The 15,210-nt window shown below is 60.2% G+C and carries 14 protein-coding genes; 10 read left to right on the top strand and 4 right to left on the bottom strand.

Features of this window, described 5'->3' with window-relative positions; translation table 11 throughout:
- Positions 1-78 precede the first annotated feature (78 nt).
- Entirely contained in the window at positions 79-1,221 is a 1,143-nt protein-coding gene (gene pdxB, locus AC1D2P_RS20275; protein WP_046027001.1) for a 4-phosphoerythronate dehydrogenase PdxB, read from the bottom strand.
- 324 nt (positions 1,222-1,545) lie between these two features.
- On the opposite strand from pdxB, the gene AC1D2P_RS20280 reads away from it, so the two are divergent.
- Positions 1,546-2,955, top strand: a complete 1,410-nt coding sequence (locus tag AC1D2P_RS20280; RefSeq protein ID WP_109785944.1) for an MATE family efflux transporter — start codon at positions 1,546-1,548, stop codon at positions 2,953-2,955.
- A 48-nt stretch (positions 2,956-3,003) separates the two neighbouring features.
- Here the strand turns inward: AC1D2P_RS20280 and tusA are convergent, their stop codons facing one another.
- The gene (gene tusA, locus AC1D2P_RS20285; RefSeq protein WP_046027146.1) at positions 3,004-3,255 is read right to left on the bottom strand and encodes a sulfurtransferase TusA; all 252 of its coding nucleotides are present in this window, start codon (positions 3,253-3,255) and stop codon (positions 3,004-3,006) included.
- Positions 3,256-3,463: 208 nt separating this feature from the next.
- Entirely contained in the window at positions 3,464-4,537 is a 1,074-nt protein-coding gene (gene rlmM, locus AC1D2P_RS20290; RefSeq protein ID WP_046027003.1) for a 23S rRNA (cytidine(2498)-2'-O)-methyltransferase RlmM, read from the bottom strand.
- Between the two features lie 222 nt (positions 4,538-4,759).
- On the opposite strand from rlmM, the gene acnA reads away from it, so the two are divergent.
- The 5 genes from acnA to AC1D2P_RS20315 all read left to right on the top strand — a co-directional run bounded on the left by acnA (position 4,760) and on the right by AC1D2P_RS20315 (position 10,953).
- Complete coding sequence (acnA, locus tag AC1D2P_RS20295; protein ID WP_477811562.1) at positions 4,760-7,501, top strand: aconitate hydratase AcnA; 2,742 nt, start codon at positions 4,760-4,762, stop codon at positions 7,499-7,501.
- Between the two features lie 142 nt (positions 7,502-7,643).
- Positions 7,644-8,435, top strand: a complete 792-nt coding sequence (locus tag AC1D2P_RS20300; protein WP_223522453.1) for a CPBP family intramembrane glutamic endopeptidase — start codon at positions 7,644-7,646, stop codon at positions 8,433-8,435.
- A 103-nt stretch (positions 8,436-8,538) separates the two neighbouring features.
- Complete coding sequence (locus AC1D2P_RS20305; RefSeq protein ID WP_046027006.1) at positions 8,539-10,104, top strand: methyl-accepting chemotaxis protein; 1,566 nt, start codon at positions 8,539-8,541, stop codon at positions 10,102-10,104.
- A gap of 276 nt (positions 10,105-10,380) precedes the next feature.
- Positions 10,381-10,527 (top strand): hypothetical protein, encoded by a 147-nt coding sequence (locus AC1D2P_RS20310; RefSeq protein WP_477757631.1) that lies wholly within the window; start codon positions 10,381-10,383, stop codon positions 10,525-10,527.
- A 6-nt stretch (positions 10,528-10,533) separates the two neighbouring features.
- On the top strand, positions 10,534-10,953 hold the full coding sequence (locus AC1D2P_RS20315) for a type II toxin-antitoxin system YafO family toxin (protein ID WP_223522454.1): 420 nt from the start codon (positions 10,534-10,536) through the stop codon (positions 10,951-10,953).
- A gap of 13 nt (positions 10,954-10,966) precedes the next feature.
- On the opposite strand, the gene AC1D2P_RS20320 is transcribed toward AC1D2P_RS20315, so the two are convergent.
- A complete protein-coding gene (locus AC1D2P_RS20320; protein ID WP_109785948.1) occupies positions 10,967-11,647 on the bottom strand; it encodes an alpha/beta family hydrolase in 681 nt (226 codons plus the stop codon).
- Positions 11,648-11,744: 97 nt separating this feature from the next.
- Between AC1D2P_RS20320 and ccoN the strand changes: the two genes are divergently transcribed.
- The 4 genes from ccoN to ccoP are packed head-to-tail and all read left to right on the top strand — an operon-like array spanning position 11,745 to position 14,942.
- Entirely contained in the window at positions 11,745-13,169 is a 1,425-nt protein-coding gene (gene ccoN, locus AC1D2P_RS20325; RefSeq protein ID WP_046027009.1) for a cytochrome-c oxidase, cbb3-type subunit I, read from the top strand.
- 10 nt (positions 13,170-13,179) lie between these two features.
- Entirely contained in the window at positions 13,180-13,788 is a 609-nt protein-coding gene (gene ccoO, locus AC1D2P_RS20330; RefSeq protein WP_046027010.1) for a cytochrome-c oxidase, cbb3-type subunit II, read from the top strand.
- 3 nt (positions 13,789-13,791) lie between these two features.
- Positions 13,792-13,992, top strand: coding sequence for a cbb3-type cytochrome oxidase subunit 3 (locus tag AC1D2P_RS20335; protein WP_077430575.1), 201 nt, complete (start codon positions 13,792-13,794; stop codon positions 13,990-13,992).
- Positions 13,989-14,942, top strand: coding sequence for a cytochrome-c oxidase, cbb3-type subunit III (ccoP, locus tag AC1D2P_RS20340; protein ID WP_109785949.1), 954 nt, complete (start codon positions 13,989-13,991; stop codon positions 14,940-14,942). The genes AC1D2P_RS20335 and ccoP overlap by 4 nt, the downstream gene beginning before the upstream one ends.
- Positions 14,943-15,210: the final 268 nt, after the last annotated feature.

The following is a 15,210-nucleotide window of genomic DNA, read 5'->3' on the forward strand; positions in this document are numbered from 1 at the left end:
CCCACAGGCCCACAGGTTGGGTGGATGACTCAAGATCTGTGGGAGCGTGGCTTGCCCGCGATAGGGCCGACTCGGTCCCTAGACTGTCACAGCACCCAACGCCGCCACGATCTTGTGCAATTGAGCTGACTCGCCCTCAATCCGCACCTGCAACCCATCAATCTCCCGACGCGACGGATAGTGTTTGCGCAGCGCATCAAACGCTGCGCGCTGTTCGCTCACATTACCGACCAGGCTGCGCCGAAAGTCCGCATCGTCACGGCGCGGGTCGTACACGCCACGGCACAACATGGCCAACGCCCACGCAGGGTCTGTTTGCGCATTCAAGGTCACTTGCGACAACCACGGCGCCGGCAGCAAATCATTCAGGCTGATGGGCGCCGGTTGCCCGAGAAACTCGCAATACGCTTGATAAATCTGCGCCGTCCCACGCTGTTTGCCATCAAGGCTGTATCCGGCAATGTGCGGTGTTGCCAGTACACACAGCTCAGCCAGCGCTACATCGACTTCAGGCTCGCCTTCCCAAACGTCGAGCACGGCTTGCAGGTCTTCGCGCTCCAGCAACACCTGGCGCAGGGCGGCGTTGTCGACCACCGGGCCACGACTGGCGTTGATCAGCCAGGTGCCAGGCTTGAGCTGGTTCAAACGGTTTTGATCGAACAGATGCCAGGTCGACTGCGCGCCGCTTTTCTTCAAGGGCGTGTGCAGACTGATGACATCGCACTGCTCGATGATCTGTTCGAGGCTGACGAAGTCGCCGCCTTCAGCCGCTTGCCGGGGCGGATCGCACACCAGCACTTTCCAGCCCAGGCCTTTCAGGACCTTGACCAGTCGCCCACCCACTTCGCCGGCACCGACCACGCCATAGGTGCGCGGGGTCAGGTCGACCCCTTCGATTTCAGCCAGGGTCAACAGGCTGCCCAGCACATAGTCGACGACGCCCCGAGCGTTGCAGCCGGGCGCGCTGGACCAGGTGATGCCGGCGCGCTGAAAGTAATCCAGGTCCAGGTGATCGGTGCCGATGGTGCACGTACCGACAAAACGCACGTTGCTGCCTTCGAGCAAGGCACGATTGACGTTGGTCACTGAGCGCACCAGCAACACATCGGCTTGTTCGACGGTGGCGCGGTCGATGGACCGTCCCGGTACCCGGCGGATTTCACCGAAACCTGAGAAGAAGGCATCGAGCAGCGGGATATTTTCGTCGGCAACAATCAGCATGGCAGGCTCCTTTGGCGGATCGGCAGTGTAGGCGCAGATGCCTGTACTGAGCCAGCAGGCATTGCGCATCCTTGTAGCAGCTGGCGAAGCCTGCGTCCGGCTGCGCTGCAGTCGTAAAACCTGAGTTTGCAGTCTTACTGAAACACCGCATCGTCTGACTTTACGACTGCTTCGCAGCCGGACGCAGGCTTCGCCAGCTGCTAAAAGGCATGTCGCAACGTCCGAAGTACGATTACAAATCCCTAACACAGGACTTTTCCTGACCACTGCGTCAGGGCGTAGAATGCGTCGCCTTGCGCATTAAAACCTTTGGACGTTTCGCCCTTGAATTCCGTGACTGACCACCCCGCCACACTCTCCCTCACCCGCCCGGCCCGGGTTCGCCTGGAGCTGAAAAACCTGCTCACGCTGGCGCTGCCGATCATGATCGCGCAACTGGCGACCACCGCCATGGGCTTTGTCGATGCGGTGATGGCAGGCCGGGTCGGGCCTCGCGATCTGGCGGCCGTAGCGCTGGGTAACTCGATCTGGGTCCCGGTGTTTCTGCTGATGACCGGCACCCTGCTGGCAACCACACCCAAAGTCGCCCAGCGTTTTGGCGCCGGCACCCACAGCGAGATCGGCCCGATTGTGCGTCAGGCCCTTTGGCTGGCCTTGGTGGTCGGTTTGATGGCGACCGGCATCCTGTTCAGCGCCGAGCCGATCCTGCACATCATGAACGTCGATCCCGAATTGATCGGCCCCTGCATGCAGTACTTGCACGGCATCGCCAGCGGTTTGCCCGCCGTCGCCTTCTATCATGTATTGCGCTGTTTCAGTGATGGCCTGGGCCGCACGCGCCCGGCGATGGTGCTTGGCCTGTGCGGGTTGGCGCTGAACATCCCGCTGAATTACATCTTCATCTACGGCCACTTCGGTGTGCCGGCCATGGGCGGTGTCGGCTGCGGCTGGGCCACCGCGATTGTGATGTGGGTGATGGCGCTGGGCATGGCCGGCTGGGAGCGCTGGGCGCCGGCTTATCAGTCGAGCCAGTTGTTCAGTCGTTTCGACTGGCCACAATGGTCGGTGATCAAACGCTTGCTGGGCATCGGCCTGCCGATCGGCATCGCAGTGTTCGCCGAGTCGAGCATTTTTGCGGTGATTGCGCTGCTGATCGGCAGCCTCGGCGCCACCGTGGTGGCCGGGCACCAGATCGCCCTGAACTTCAGCTCGCTGGTGTTCATGATCCCTTATTCCCTCGGCATGGCCGTGACGGTGCGGGTCGGCCAGGCCCTCGGTCGCCAGGAGCCACGCGAGGCACGTTTCGCCGCCGGTGTCGGCATGGGCACGGCGCTGGCGTATGCCTGCCTTTCCGCAAGCATGATGTTGTTGCTGCGCGAGCACATTGCAGCGATCTATACCGCTGACCCGACGGTGATTCGCGTGGCTGCCATGCTGATCGTGTACTCGGCGTTGTTCCAGTTTTCCGATGCGATCCAGGTGACAGCGGCCGGCGCTTTGCGCGGTTATCAGGACACGCGCGTGACAATGATCCTGACCCTGTTCGCTTACTGGGGGATTGGTTTGCCGGTGGGTTACGCGCTGGGCCTGACCGATTGGTTCGGCGCGCCGAGCGGCCCGAGCGGCCTGTGGCAAGGTTTGATCGTGGGCTTGAGTTGCGCAGCCGTGATGCTGTCGATCCGCCTGGCGCGCAGTGCACGCAAGCGAATTCGCATCAGCCATTCGGCGGGATGAGCGAATACAAAAAAGGGCCTGCGTTTGCAGGCCCTTTTTTTGTGCCCGTTAATCGAGCTTCTTGCGAATCCAGTAGAGGTAGGTGCCAGCCTCTTCGTGCTGCCCCACCAACTCGTGGTCGAGAAACACACAGAACTTGGGAATGTCGCGACGGGTCGACGGGTCGGTGGCGATCACCTTGAGCAGACCGCCAGGCACCAGGTCACGGATGTGCTGGTGCAACATCATCACTGGCTCCGGGCAATTGAGGCCGGTGGCGTCGAGCGTGCCGTCGACCGGCGTATCAAACATTTCACTCATGATTAACTCCTGAAACTGGCCGGCATTGTCGCGCATTGCCGGGTGTTCGGTCATCTGTGGCATACCGCCGCCCCTGTGGGGGTCAGCTGTTGTGGGAGCTGGGCTTGCCCGCGATGGCATCAACCGGGTTCGACGTCAAACCGAGTCGCCTGCATCGCGGGCAAGCCCGGCTCCCACAAAAGCTCTTTCCCACAGGGGTCCGTGAGAATCAGCGGGACTTGGGTTTCTTCACATCCAGCCGACGCAAATGGCAGGTCACTTCTTCGCGATCGTGGTACAGCTGTTTGCAGCCGATCTCGACCCGGATACCGCGCTCCTTGAAGCCGTCGGCGATGCGTTCCAGCAAACGCTTAACTTCAGCGTAACGCTGTTTCATTGGCAGTTTGAGGTTGACCACCGCTTCCCGGCAATGCCCCTCGCCAATCCACTCCTCCAGCATCGCAGCGTTACGCGCCGGCTTCTCGACGATGTCGCAGACCATCCAGTCCACCGGCTGGCGGGGCTTGAAAGTAAAACCGTCGGCCATCAAGTGTTGCACCAGCCCGGTGTCCATCAAGCTTTCGGCCATCGGGCCGTTGTCGATAGCGGTCACCAGCATGCCGCGATTGACCAGTTGCCAAGTCCAGCCGCCGGGGGCAGCGCCAAGGTCAACGCCGGTCATGTCACTGTGCAGACGCTCATCCCACTGATCGCGTGGGATGAAGTGATGCCAGGCCTCTTCCAGCTTCAGCGTCGAACGGCTCGGGGCCTCACGCGGAAATTTCAGGCGCGGAATGCCCATCGGCCACATCGCCGAGTTGTTTGACTCGGCCAGGCCCATGAACACTTCACGGCCGCTCTTGAACGTCAGCAGCAGACGCGGCTTATGCGCATCTTCCACCAGCTTGCCGGCAGCCATCAGCGCCTTGCGCAGGTGACCTTCGAATTTCTTGCAGAAGTTCGACAGCTCCTTGCCATCGTTGGTGTCGACCATTTCCAGCCACAGGCTGCCGCACAGCGGAAAGTCCGCCATGTGCGCGAGGATTACGCTGATGCGGTCGGTTTCCGGCAGGTCGATGAAAATTCCGCGAGCCCATTGGCGCGGGAAGATCAGCTCGGCGAAACGCTGGCCACGCATCAAGCGCTCGGCGCCGTCTTCTTCGGTGCAGATGAACTCGGCGCAGGCGCTGGCGGTTTTGGCCTTGGCATAACCGGCCACGTTCAGACGCGCCGCGTGTTCAGAAATCTCGGAACAGACTTCGCCTTCGAAGCCCGGCCGGCAATGCATAAAGAGGGTGTTCATTTTTACTCCTGGGCAGATGGCGAGACATTCAACCACTGCGCGATGCCCAGACTTGCGTTGAAGCAAAGCCTGTCACGAAAACCGGCGCATGATAGCCGAGTTCGGAACCTTGGACTTGGCCATAGAGTCCAGTTATTAGCCAGCTACTTAAAACAGGGCTAGGTTTAATGCTCTGCCCATCCCCTCAGTCCGTAGCCGTGCGGACTTAAAGGAGTGATCGTAATGCCCTCTCTCGATAGCCTGAAAACCCTTAAAACCCTGCAAGTCGACGACAAGACCTACCACTATTTCAGTCTGCCCGAGGCCGCCAAGAGCCTCGGTGATCTCGACACATTGCCCATGTCGTTGAAAGTACTGCTGGAAAACCTGCTGCGCTGGGAAGATGAAAAAACCGTCACCGGTGCCGACCTCAAGGCGATTGCCGCGTGGCTCAAGGAGCGTAGCTCCGACCGCGAAATCCAGTACCGCCCCGCCCGCGTACTAATGCAGGACTTTACCGGCGTTCCCGCCGTGGTCGACCTGGCAGCCATGCGCGCCGCCATGGCCAAGGCCGGCGGCGATCCGCAGCGCATCAATCCGCTGTCGCCGGTGGACCTGGTGATCGACCACTCGGTGATGGTCGACAAATTTGGCAGTTCCAGCGCCTTCGAACAAAACGTCGACATTGAAATGCAGCGTAATGGTGAGCGTTACGCATTCCTGCGCTGGGGCCAGAGCGCATTCGACAACTTCAGCGTAGTGCCACCGGGCACCGGGATCTGCCATCAGGTCAATCTGGAATACCTGGGCCGCACGGTCTGGACCAAGGACGAGGACGGCCGCACCTATGCCTTCCCCGACACGCTGGTCGGCACCGACTCCCACACCACCATGATCAACGGCCTTGGCGTCCTCGGCTGGGGCGTCGGCGGAATCGAAGCGGAAGCAGCGATGCTCGGCCAACCCGTGTCGATGCTGATCCCCGAAGTGATCGGCTTCAAGCTCACCGGCAAACYCAAGGAAGGCATCACCGCCACCGACCTGGTGCTGACCGTCACCCAGATGCTGCGCAAGAAAGGTGTGGTCGGCAAATTCGTCGAGTTCTACGGTGACGGCCTCGCCGACCTGCCGCTGGCCGATCGCGCGACCATCGCCAACATGGCCCCGGAATACGGCGCCACCTGTGGCTTCTTTCCGGTAGACGATGTGACGCTGGAGTATTTGCGTTTGTCCGGCCGGCCGCCGGAAACGGTGAAACTGGTCGAGGCGTATAGCAAGGCTCAAGGCCTGTGGCGCTTGCCGGGCAAGGAACCAGTGTTCACCGGCAGCCTGGCGCTGGACATGGCCAATGTCGAAGCCTGCCTCGCCGGGCCAAAACGTCCACAGGATCGCGTTTCATTGCCCAATGTCGCGCAGGCGTTCACCGACTTCATCGACCTGCAATTCAAACCCACCAGCAAGGAAGTAGGTCGACTGGAAAGTGAAGGCGGCGGCGGTGTCGCAGTAGGCAATGCCGATCTGGCCGGTGAAGCCGACTACGAACACGGCGGCCAGACCTATCGATTGAAAAACGGCGCGGTGGTGATTGCCGCGATCACCTCCTGCACCAACACCTCCAACCCGAGCGTGATGATGGCGGCGGGTCTGGTGGCGAAAAAGGCCATTGAAAAAGGCCTCATGCGTAAACCGTGGGTCAAGAGCTCACTGGCGCCGGGCTCCAAAGTGGTCACTGACTACTACAAGGCAGCGGGCCTGACGCAGTACCTCGACGAATTGGGTTTTGCCTTGGTCGGGTACGGCTGCACCACCTGCATCGGCAATTCCGGCCCGCTGTCGGAGCCCATCGAAAAAGCCATCCAGGCCGCTGACCTGACCGTTGCCTCGGTTTTGTCGGGCAACCGCAACTTTGAGGGACGTGTACATCCACTGGTGAAAACCAACTGGCTGGCCTCCCCACCGCTGGTCGTGGCGTATGCGCTGGCCGGTACCGTGCGCATCGACATCAGCAGCGAACCGCTGGGCAACGACAAGGAGGGCAACCCGGTGTACTTGCGCGACATCTGGCCGAGCAGCAAAGAGATCGCCGACTCGGTGAATCAGGTCAACACCGCCATGTTCCACAAGGAATACGCCCAAGTATTTGCCGGCGACGAACAATGGCAGGCCATCCAGGTCCCGCAAGCAGCGACCTATGTCTGGCAGGATGACTCGACTTACATTCAGCATCCGCCGTTTTTCGATGGCATCGGCGGACCGCCACCCGTGGTCAAGGACGTCGCCGAAGCCAGAATCCTTGCCCTGCTGGGTGACTCCGTAACAACCGACCACATCTCCCCGGCCGGCAATATCAAGGCCGACAGCCCGGCCGGACAGTACTTGCGCAACAAAGGCGTGGAGCCGCGCGACTTCAACTCCTACGGCTCCCGCCGTGGCAACCACGAAGTGATGATGCGCGGCACCTTTGCCAACATTCGTATCCGCAACGAAATGCTCGGCGGCGAAGAAGGCGGCAATACCTTCTATATCCCCACGATGGAGAAAATGCCGATCTACGACGCGGCCATGCGTTATCAAGCGTCGGGCACGCCGCTGGTGGTGATTGCCGGCCAGGAATACGGAACCGGCTCAAGCCGCGACTGGGCAGCCAAGGGCACCAACCTGCTGGGCGTAAAAGCGGTCATCGCCGAAAGCTTCGAACGGATTCACCGCTCCAACCTCGTCGGCATGGGTGTGTTGCCGTTGCAGTTCAAACTCGATCAGAACCGCAAGATCCTGAAACTGAGTGGCAAGGAGACGCTGGATATCCTCGGATTGACTGGCGTAGAGCTGACGCCGCGGATGAACCTGACACTGGTCATCACCCGCGAAGATGGCAGCAAGGAAAAGATCGAAGTGCTGTGCCGGATCGACACACTCAATGAAGTCGAGTACTTCAAGTCCGGGGGGATCTTGCATTACGTGTTGCGGCAACTGATTGCCTCTTAAGCGCTTGCGGACACAGACACCGCCTTCGGGCGGTGTTTTTGTTTGTGCCGCGCGCGCCCCTATAATCCCCCCGCTTTGTAGGCTCGGCACAAAACCACTGAGGCCCGAGGCGTTCCGCAAAATTTGTACACAAGGACTTCACATGCTCGCCCTGCCATGGAGCTACCTGGCCCTGCTCTCCCTCGGCTACGCCCTCGCTTTGACCTACGGCCAACTTGGCTGGATGGCCGTTGTTTCCGTGGCGTTGCTGCTAGTGGCCGGTGTTGCCGTCCGCCAACAAAAACTCCCCGTCGCCCACTACCTCGGTCACGGTCTGTTCGTGATCCTGGCCCTGGCGCTGGCATTGCACTGGCTTCCCGGTTTCTATAACGGTCGCGGCATTGCCCCTCAACGCCTCACCGACGATGCCGTGCCTTTTTCAATGTATTTGAATCAGGACAAACCCCTGATCGGCTTCTGGCTGCTATTGGCTTGTCCGTGGATTGTCGGCCGGCGTTCTTTACGACTTGGAATCTACGCCACTGCCCTCGCCCTGACGCTCAGTGCCGTGCTGGCCTTGGGTGGCGCGTTGCTGTTGGGCATGATCAGTTGGGCGCCGAAGTGGCCGGATCACGCCTGGCTGTGGCTGCTGAATAATCTGCTGCTGGTCACCCTCGTGGAGGAAGCCCTGTTTCGCGGGTATCTGCAGGGTGGCCTGAGTCGTCGCTTCCAGCACCTGCCCCATGGCGAAAACCTCGCCTTGTTAATGACCTCATTGCTGTTTGGCCTCGTGCATCTGGGGGCGGGCTGGCAATGGGGGCTGCTGGCCAGTCTCGCCGGTGTCGGGTACGGCCTGGCCTATCGCTTCGGCGGCCTGGGTGCAGCCATCGCCACCCATTTCGGCCTGAACCTGCTGCACTTCGCGTTCTTCACTTATCCCATGCTCGCGGGCTGAGGCAATTCTCGTTTTGCGACGCACTGCTGATTATTAAAAAATAATTTCAACTAATGCCTGCCACCGCCGACAACCTTTCAAAGCCTTGCAGATTGAGAAAGCCATGCGTAACAACCAGCCCATTACACAACGCGAACGGACCTTCCCGGCCCAGCAACGGTTGATTTCCACCACCGATGCCAAGGGCGTGATCACCTACTGCAACGACGCGTTCGTGGAGATCAGCGGGTTTTCTCGTGAGGAACTGGTCCGCGCACCGCACAACCTGGTCCGTCACCCCGACGTTCCGGCCGCGGTGTTCGCGCACATGTGGGACACACTCAAACAAGGCTTGCCATGGATGGGCATCGTCAAGAATCGCTGCAAAAGCGGTGATCACTATTGGGTTAACGCCTACGTGACACCGATTTTCGAAGGCAAACAGGTGATCGGTTACGAGTCGGTGCGGATCAAGCCCACTGCCGAACAGATCCAGCGTGCCGAAGCACTCTACCAACGCATCAACCAAGGCAAGTCGGCCATCCCCTCCACTGATAAATGGCTGCCGGTGCTTCAGGACTGGCTGCCGTTCATTCTGGTCAGCCAGCTAAGCTTCATGATCGGGGCCACGTTGACGTCGCAATGGGGCTTTGCCCTGGCCGCCGGCCTGTCGGTGCCGCTGGGCCTGATGGGGTTGAGCTGGCAACAGCGCGGCCTCAAGCGCCTGCTGCGCCTGGCCGAACAGACCACGTCCGACCCGCTGATCGCGCAGATGTACACCGACAGCCGTGGCGCTCAGGCGCGACTGGAAATGTCGATCCTCAGCCAGGAAGCCCGCTTGAGAACCTGCCTGACCCGTCTGCAGGACACCGCCGAGCACCTGACCGATCAGGCGAAACAGTCCGACGCCCTGGCGCACAACAGCTCCAGCGGCCTGGAACGCCAGCGCGTGGAAACCGAGCAAGTGGCCACCGCCGTCAACCAGATGGCGGCCACCACTCAGGAAGTCGCCAGCCATGTACAACGCACCGCCGACGCCACGCAGGAAGCCAATCGCCTGACCGGTCGCGGTCGCGACATCGCCGGGGAAACCCGCGAAGCCATTCAGCGCCTGTCGGTGGTAGTCGGCGAAACCGGCCTGACCGTGACCCAGTTGGCCAAGGACAGCGACGAAATCGGCGGCGTGGTCGACGTGATCAAAGGCATCGCCGACCAGACCAACCTGCTGGCTTTGAACGCGGCCATTGAAGCGGCCCGCGCCGGTGAAATGGGGCGTGGTTTTGCGGTGGTGGCTGACGAAGTCCGCCAACTGGCGCAACGCACCAGCGAATCCACCGGGCAGATCCATAGCCTGATCGCCAAGCTGCAACAAACTGCCAGCACGGCCGTGCAGACCATGGAAGCCGGGCATCGTCAGGCCGAAGAAGGCGTGGCACGGGTGCTGGAAGCGGATCAGGCGCTGGTGGGCATCAGCGAAGCGGTGGCCAACATCACCGACATGACCACCCAGATCGCGGCAGCGACCGAAGAGCAAAGCGCGGTGGCCGAAGAAATCAGCCGCAACATCAGCAACATCTCGCAATTGGCGGACCAGACGTCCGAGCAAGCGCAGAACTCGGCATTGCTGAGTGAAGAACTGACGAAGACCGCGAATACCCAGTATTCGTTGGTGGAGCGGTTTAACCGCTGATTGCACTGGTGAGACCAAAAACCCGGACAGCGAAAGCTTCCGGGTTTTTTGTGGCCGCTCTGAAAATGAAGCAGCTTGGGTTGGCTTCTTCATTGGCAGCCAGCGAAGAAACCATGACTGCTAACGACAAACTCATTCAACCGACGCGGACGCTGCCTACAACATCGCCAGAATCCGCCGACTTGTACGCATTGGGGGGGCAGGTTCTATTGTTTGCCGGTCAAAAACTATTCACATAAGCTGGCCGGTATGAATACACATCCTTCGGAGGCTCCGATGGCCACCACCAAAAAAATCGACAAACCCAACAAAAAGGTTGTTCGTGATGAACTGACATTCCTGGATGTTCGGCAAGCCGCACGTGATGGACAGAAAGTGTTCGATAAATTTGTGATCACAGGCAGGCTACCCATTACAAAGTAGGCCTGGATGCCAACCGTCAAAATCTCCGCGATTTTCGAACAATTAATCAACTGGCAAAACTTCGCGGCACACTTTTATAACTACAAAGTGTGCAACGAACTGTCAGCAATTTTCGGACGGGACGAACGACTCGATCTGAACGACATGCACCACATTCACTTGGCAAGTACTCACACGACTCAAGTGCGATGGGCGAAAATCGAACGCCAGTATTACCGCACAGCATTGGTCAACGACCCTGACAATGACTTCTGGCTGATCTATGCCTATGACGCCTTTCGGGACGAGTACCTATTGCTTACCGTCACCGGCCCGGATGCCCATAATCGAATGGAATGGGGTTCATTTCTGCGTACAGTGAATTGCGAGATTGTTGAGCCTTGGGTGATGGGGAAAATTATCTTTCCCGATCTGGACGATCTTTGACCCGACGGAGTAGTCATGCCCCAAAAAACTCAGCCACCTTCCCCGTCGCAGCCGCCAAATGCTGCTCATGCGTAAACCCCGACGCCTTCAACGGCTTCAAGTCATGATCCCCCGCCGCCAGCCACATCACCTCGATGTTCGGCGATAGCGCGTAACCCTCGACCGCCTCCCGATTGCCCAGCGCATCCCGCTCGCCCTGCACAATCAACGTCCGCGTCTTCAACCCGGCCAGATGTTCGACCCGCGGTTTCTCGGGCTTACCCACCGCATAGAACGGATAACCCAGGCACACCAGCGCCTCCGCGCCCAACTCATCCGCCAGCAAACTGGCCATCCGCCCGCCCATGGACTTGCCACCGATGGCCAGAGGCCCAGTGACATGACGTCGCACTTCGCCATACACCTCGCGCCAGCATTCCAGCAGTTTCGGCGCCGGATTGGGTGGGCGTTTACCGCCCTCGGTGCGCCGCTGCGCCATGTACGGGAACTCAAAGCGCAACACGTTGACGCCTTGTGCAGCAAGGCGTTGCGCCATATCGCTCATCCAGTCGCTGTCCATCGGCGCACCGGCACCGTGGGCGAGAATCAGCGTCGCCGAGGCCGGCGTGACAGCCGCATTCCATAACCATCCATGATCGCGCGTGCACTGCGCCCATTGATCCCCGTCAATACTGGCCTTGTGCTGTTTGTCCATGCTTGCCTCGCTTTTAGTCTGCCTATAACTCCAGGCGAAGGGAGCGTCATTGCCTTGCGAGACGCCTTCACTTCGGCTGAACCGTGGATGGGGAACCATGAACACTTCTATCAGTACCGCCTACAACTACAAGGTGGTCCGCCAATTCGCCATTATGACGGTGGTGTGGGGCATCGTCGGCATGGGGCTCGGGGTTTTTCTCGCGGCCCAATTGGTCTGGCCCGAACTCAACTTCAATCTGCCGTGGACCAGTTTCGGCCGGTTGCGCCCGTTGCACACCAACGCGGTGATCTTCGCCTTCGGAGGTTGCGCCCTGTTCGCCAGTTCGTTTTATTCGGTGCAACGCACCTGCCAAACGCAGCTGTTCGCGCCGAAAATTGCCGCGTTCTGCTTCTGGGGCTGGCAACTGGTGATCCTGCTGGCGGCGATCAGCCTGCCGCTGGGTTACACCAGTTCCAAGGAATACGCCGAGCTGGAATGGCCGATCGACATCCTGATCACCATCGTCTGGGTCGCCTACGCCATCGTGTTCTTCGGCACGCTGGTCAAGCGCAAGACCAAGCACATCTATGTCGGTAACTGGTTCTTCGGTGGGTTCATCATCACCGTGGCCATTTTGCACCTCGTCAACAACATGGAATTGCCGGTCAGCTTCACCAAGTCCTACTCGGTGTACGCCGGTGCGACCGATGCCATGGTGCAGTGGTGGTACGGCCACAACGCCGTGGGCTTTTTCCTCACCGCCGGTTTCCTCGGGATGATGTACTACTTCGTTCCGAAGCAGGCCGAACGTCCGGTGTATTCCTATCGCCTCTCCATCGTGCACTTCTGGGCGCTGATCACCCTGTACATCTGGGCCGGTCCGCACCACTTGCACTACACCGCGCTGCCGGACTGGGCACAGTCGCTGGGCATGGTGATGTCCTTGATTCTGCTGGCACCCAGCTGGGGCGGGATGATCAACGGCATGATGACCCTGTCGGGCGCCTGGCATAAGTTGCGCAGCGACCCGATCCTGCGCTTCCTCGTGGTGTCGCTGGCGTTCTACGGCATGTCGACCTTCGAAGGCCCGATGATGGCCATTAAGACCGTCAACGCACTGTCTCACTACACCGACTGGACCATCGGCCACGTTCACGCTGGCGCTCTGGGCTGGGTGGCGATGATTTCCATCGGTGCGCTGTACCACATGATTCCGAAAGTCTTCGGCCGCGAGCAGATGCACAGCATCGGCCTGATCAACGCGCACTTCTGGCTCGCTACCATCGGCACCGTGCTGTACATCGCCTCGATGTGGGTCAACGGCATCGCTCAGGGCCTGATGTGGCGCGCCGTCAACGAAGACGGCACGCTGACCTACTCCTTCGTCGAAACGCTGGTGGCCAGTCACCCAGGCTTCATCGTGCGGCTGGTAGGCGGGGCGATCTTCCTCAGCGGCATGTTCCTGATGGCTTACAACACTTGGCGCACCGTGCGGGCCTCGCAGCCCGCCGACGTCGCCGCTGCCGCGCAGATGGCTTGAGGAGTCCGCCATGAAACACGAAACAATCGAAAAAAACGTCGGCCTGCTGCTGTTGCTGATGGTACTGGCAGTGAGCATCGGCGGCCTGACCCAGATCGTCCCGCTGTTCTTCCAGGACGTGACCAATAAACCAGTGGAAGGCATGAAGCCCTACACCGCCCTGCAACTGGAAGGTCGCGATATCTATATCCGCGAAGGCTGCGTCGGCTGCCACTCGCAGATGATCCGCCCGTTCCGCGCCGAGACCGAACGCTACGGCCACTACTCGGTCGCCGGGGAAAGCGTCTGGGATCACCCGTTCCTGTGGGGCTCGAAACGTACCGGTCCGGACCTGGCCCGGGTCGGCGGACGTTACTCGGAAGACTGGCACCGCGCGCACTTGTACAACCCGCGCAACGTGGTGCCGGAATCGAAAATGCCCGCCTACCCGTGGCTGGTGGCCAATCAACTCGACAGCAGCCACACCGAAACCAAGATCAAGGCAATGCGCACCCTTGGCGTGCCGTACACCGACGACGACATCACAGGCGCCGTCGCCTCACTCAAGGGCAAGACCGAAATGGATGCCCTGGTCGCCTATCTGCAAGTGCTCGGCACTGCCATCAAGAGCAAGAGGTGAGCCATGGTCATTGAAATGAGCACTGGAATGATCCGCGGCCTGGGCACGGTCGTGGTGTTTGTGGCTTTCGTCGGGCTGACGTTGTGGGTGTTCAACAGCAAGCGCAATCCGGAATTTGCCGAAGCATGCCTGCTGCCGTTCGCCGACGAACCGAAACCCGATGACGCCACCCAAGAACCTGAAACAAGGAGTACCCGGCCATGACCACCTTCTGGAGTACGTGGATCTGCGTGCTGACCATCGGCAGCCTGATCGGCCTGACCTGGCTGCTGATCGGCACTCGCAAGGGCGAAACCAAGGGCAGCGTCGACCAGACCATGGGCCACAGCTTCGACGGCATCGAGGAATACGACAACCCGCTGCCGCAGTGGTGGTTCATGCTGTTTGCCGGCACGTTGGTGTTTGCCGTGGGTTATCTGATCCTTTATCCGGGCCTGGGCAACTGGAAAGGCATCTTGCCGGGCTATGAAAACGGCTGGACCGGCGCGCATGAATGGGAAAAGGAGATGGCCAAGGCCGACGCGAAGTTCGGGCCRATCTTCGCCAAATTTGCCGCCATGCCCGTGGAAGAAGTGGCCAAGGACCCGCAAGCGCTGAAAATGGGCGGCCGCCTGTTTGCGTCCAACTGCTCGGTCTGCCACGGCTCGGATGCCAAGGGCGCGTTCGGCTTCCCGAACCTGGCCGACAGCGACTGGCGTTGGGGCGGCGCGGCGGACACCATCAAGACCACCATCATGGGCGGGCGCATGGCCGCAATGCCGGCCTGGGGTGAAATCCTCGGCGAGGCGGGTGTGAAGAATGTCGCCGCGTATGTGCGTCATGACCTGGCCGGCCTGCCGTTGCCTGCCGACAATGGCGCCGACCTGCAAGCCGGACAGAAACTGTTCAGCACCACCTGCACCGCGTGTCACGGGGCAAACGGCCAGGGTACGCAAGCCATGGGCGCGCCGAACCTGACGCACCCGACCGGTTTCATTTACGGTACGAGCCTGACGCAGCTTGAACAAACGATTCGTCATGGCCGCCAGGGCCATATGCCGGCGCAGAACGAATTGCTCGGCAACGACAAAGTGCAATTGCTGGCGGCTTACGTGTTCAGCCTGTCCCACGGGTTGAACACCGAGCGTTTGCAGGCTGAAGGCAAGAACGAATAAATCTGGACCGCTCTGCTGCCGCATTCTGCGCAATGCGGCAGTTCCCTGCCCCTTTGCGACTCATTGTCGCACCCTCCCCCTGCTCTTTCTTTCGGTTCGCCAGATTCGGGTCTAAGCTTGCTCCGTGCGGACTGGCATGAGCCGGTTCCGGGTCGTTTTTAGCCGATGTGTTCGACAATTCTGTCCGATGACAACCCGCAAAGGCTGGTAGATACCGGCTGTCGCGCCAATTGCCATCGGTCACTGGATCGTTGCGTTTCAACACACT

This window comes from Pseudomonas sp. P1_F1_2, from assembly GCF_056405815.1.

Bases quoted from the DNA above. Each gene is read 5' to 3' on its own strand.
- ccoN (WP_046027009.1), top strand. From the start codon at position 11,745: ATGAACACTTCTATCAGTACCGCCTACAACTACAAGGTGGTCCGCCAA.
- ccoO (WP_046027010.1), top strand. From the start codon at position 13,180: ATGAAACACGAAACAATCGAAAAAAACGTCGGCCTGCTGCTGTTGCTG.
- AC1D2P_RS20305 (WP_046027006.1), top strand. From the start codon at position 8,539: ATGCGTAACAACCAGCCCATTACACAACGCGAACGGACCTTCCCGGCC.
- AC1D2P_RS20335 (WP_077430575.1), top strand. From the start codon at position 13,792: ATGGTCATTGAAATGAGCACTGGAATGATCCGCGGCCTGGGCACGGTC.
- tusA (WP_046027146.1), bottom strand. From the start codon at position 3,255: ATGAGTGAAATGTTTGATACGCCGGTCGACGGCACGCTCGACGCCACC.
- AC1D2P_RS20310 (WP_477757631.1), top strand. From the start codon at position 10,381: ATGGCCACCACCAAAAAAATCGACAAACCCAACAAAAAGGTTGTTCGT.
- AC1D2P_RS20300 (WP_223522453.1), top strand. From the start codon at position 7,644: ATGCTCGCCCTGCCATGGAGCTACCTGGCCCTGCTCTCCCTCGGCTAC.
- AC1D2P_RS20320 (WP_109785948.1), bottom strand. From the start codon at position 11,647: ATGGACAAACAGCACAAGGCCAGTATTGACGGGGATCAATGGGCGCAG.
- pdxB (WP_046027001.1), bottom strand. From the start codon at position 1,221: ATGCTGATTGTTGCCGACGAAAATATCCCGCTGCTCGATGCCTTCTTC.
- rlmM (WP_046027003.1), bottom strand. From the start codon at position 4,537: ATGAACACCCTCTTTATGCATTGCCGGCCGGGCTTCGAAGGCGAAGTC.
- AC1D2P_RS20315 (WP_223522454.1), top strand. From the start codon at position 10,534: ATGCCAACCGTCAAAATCTCCGCGATTTTCGAACAATTAATCAACTGG.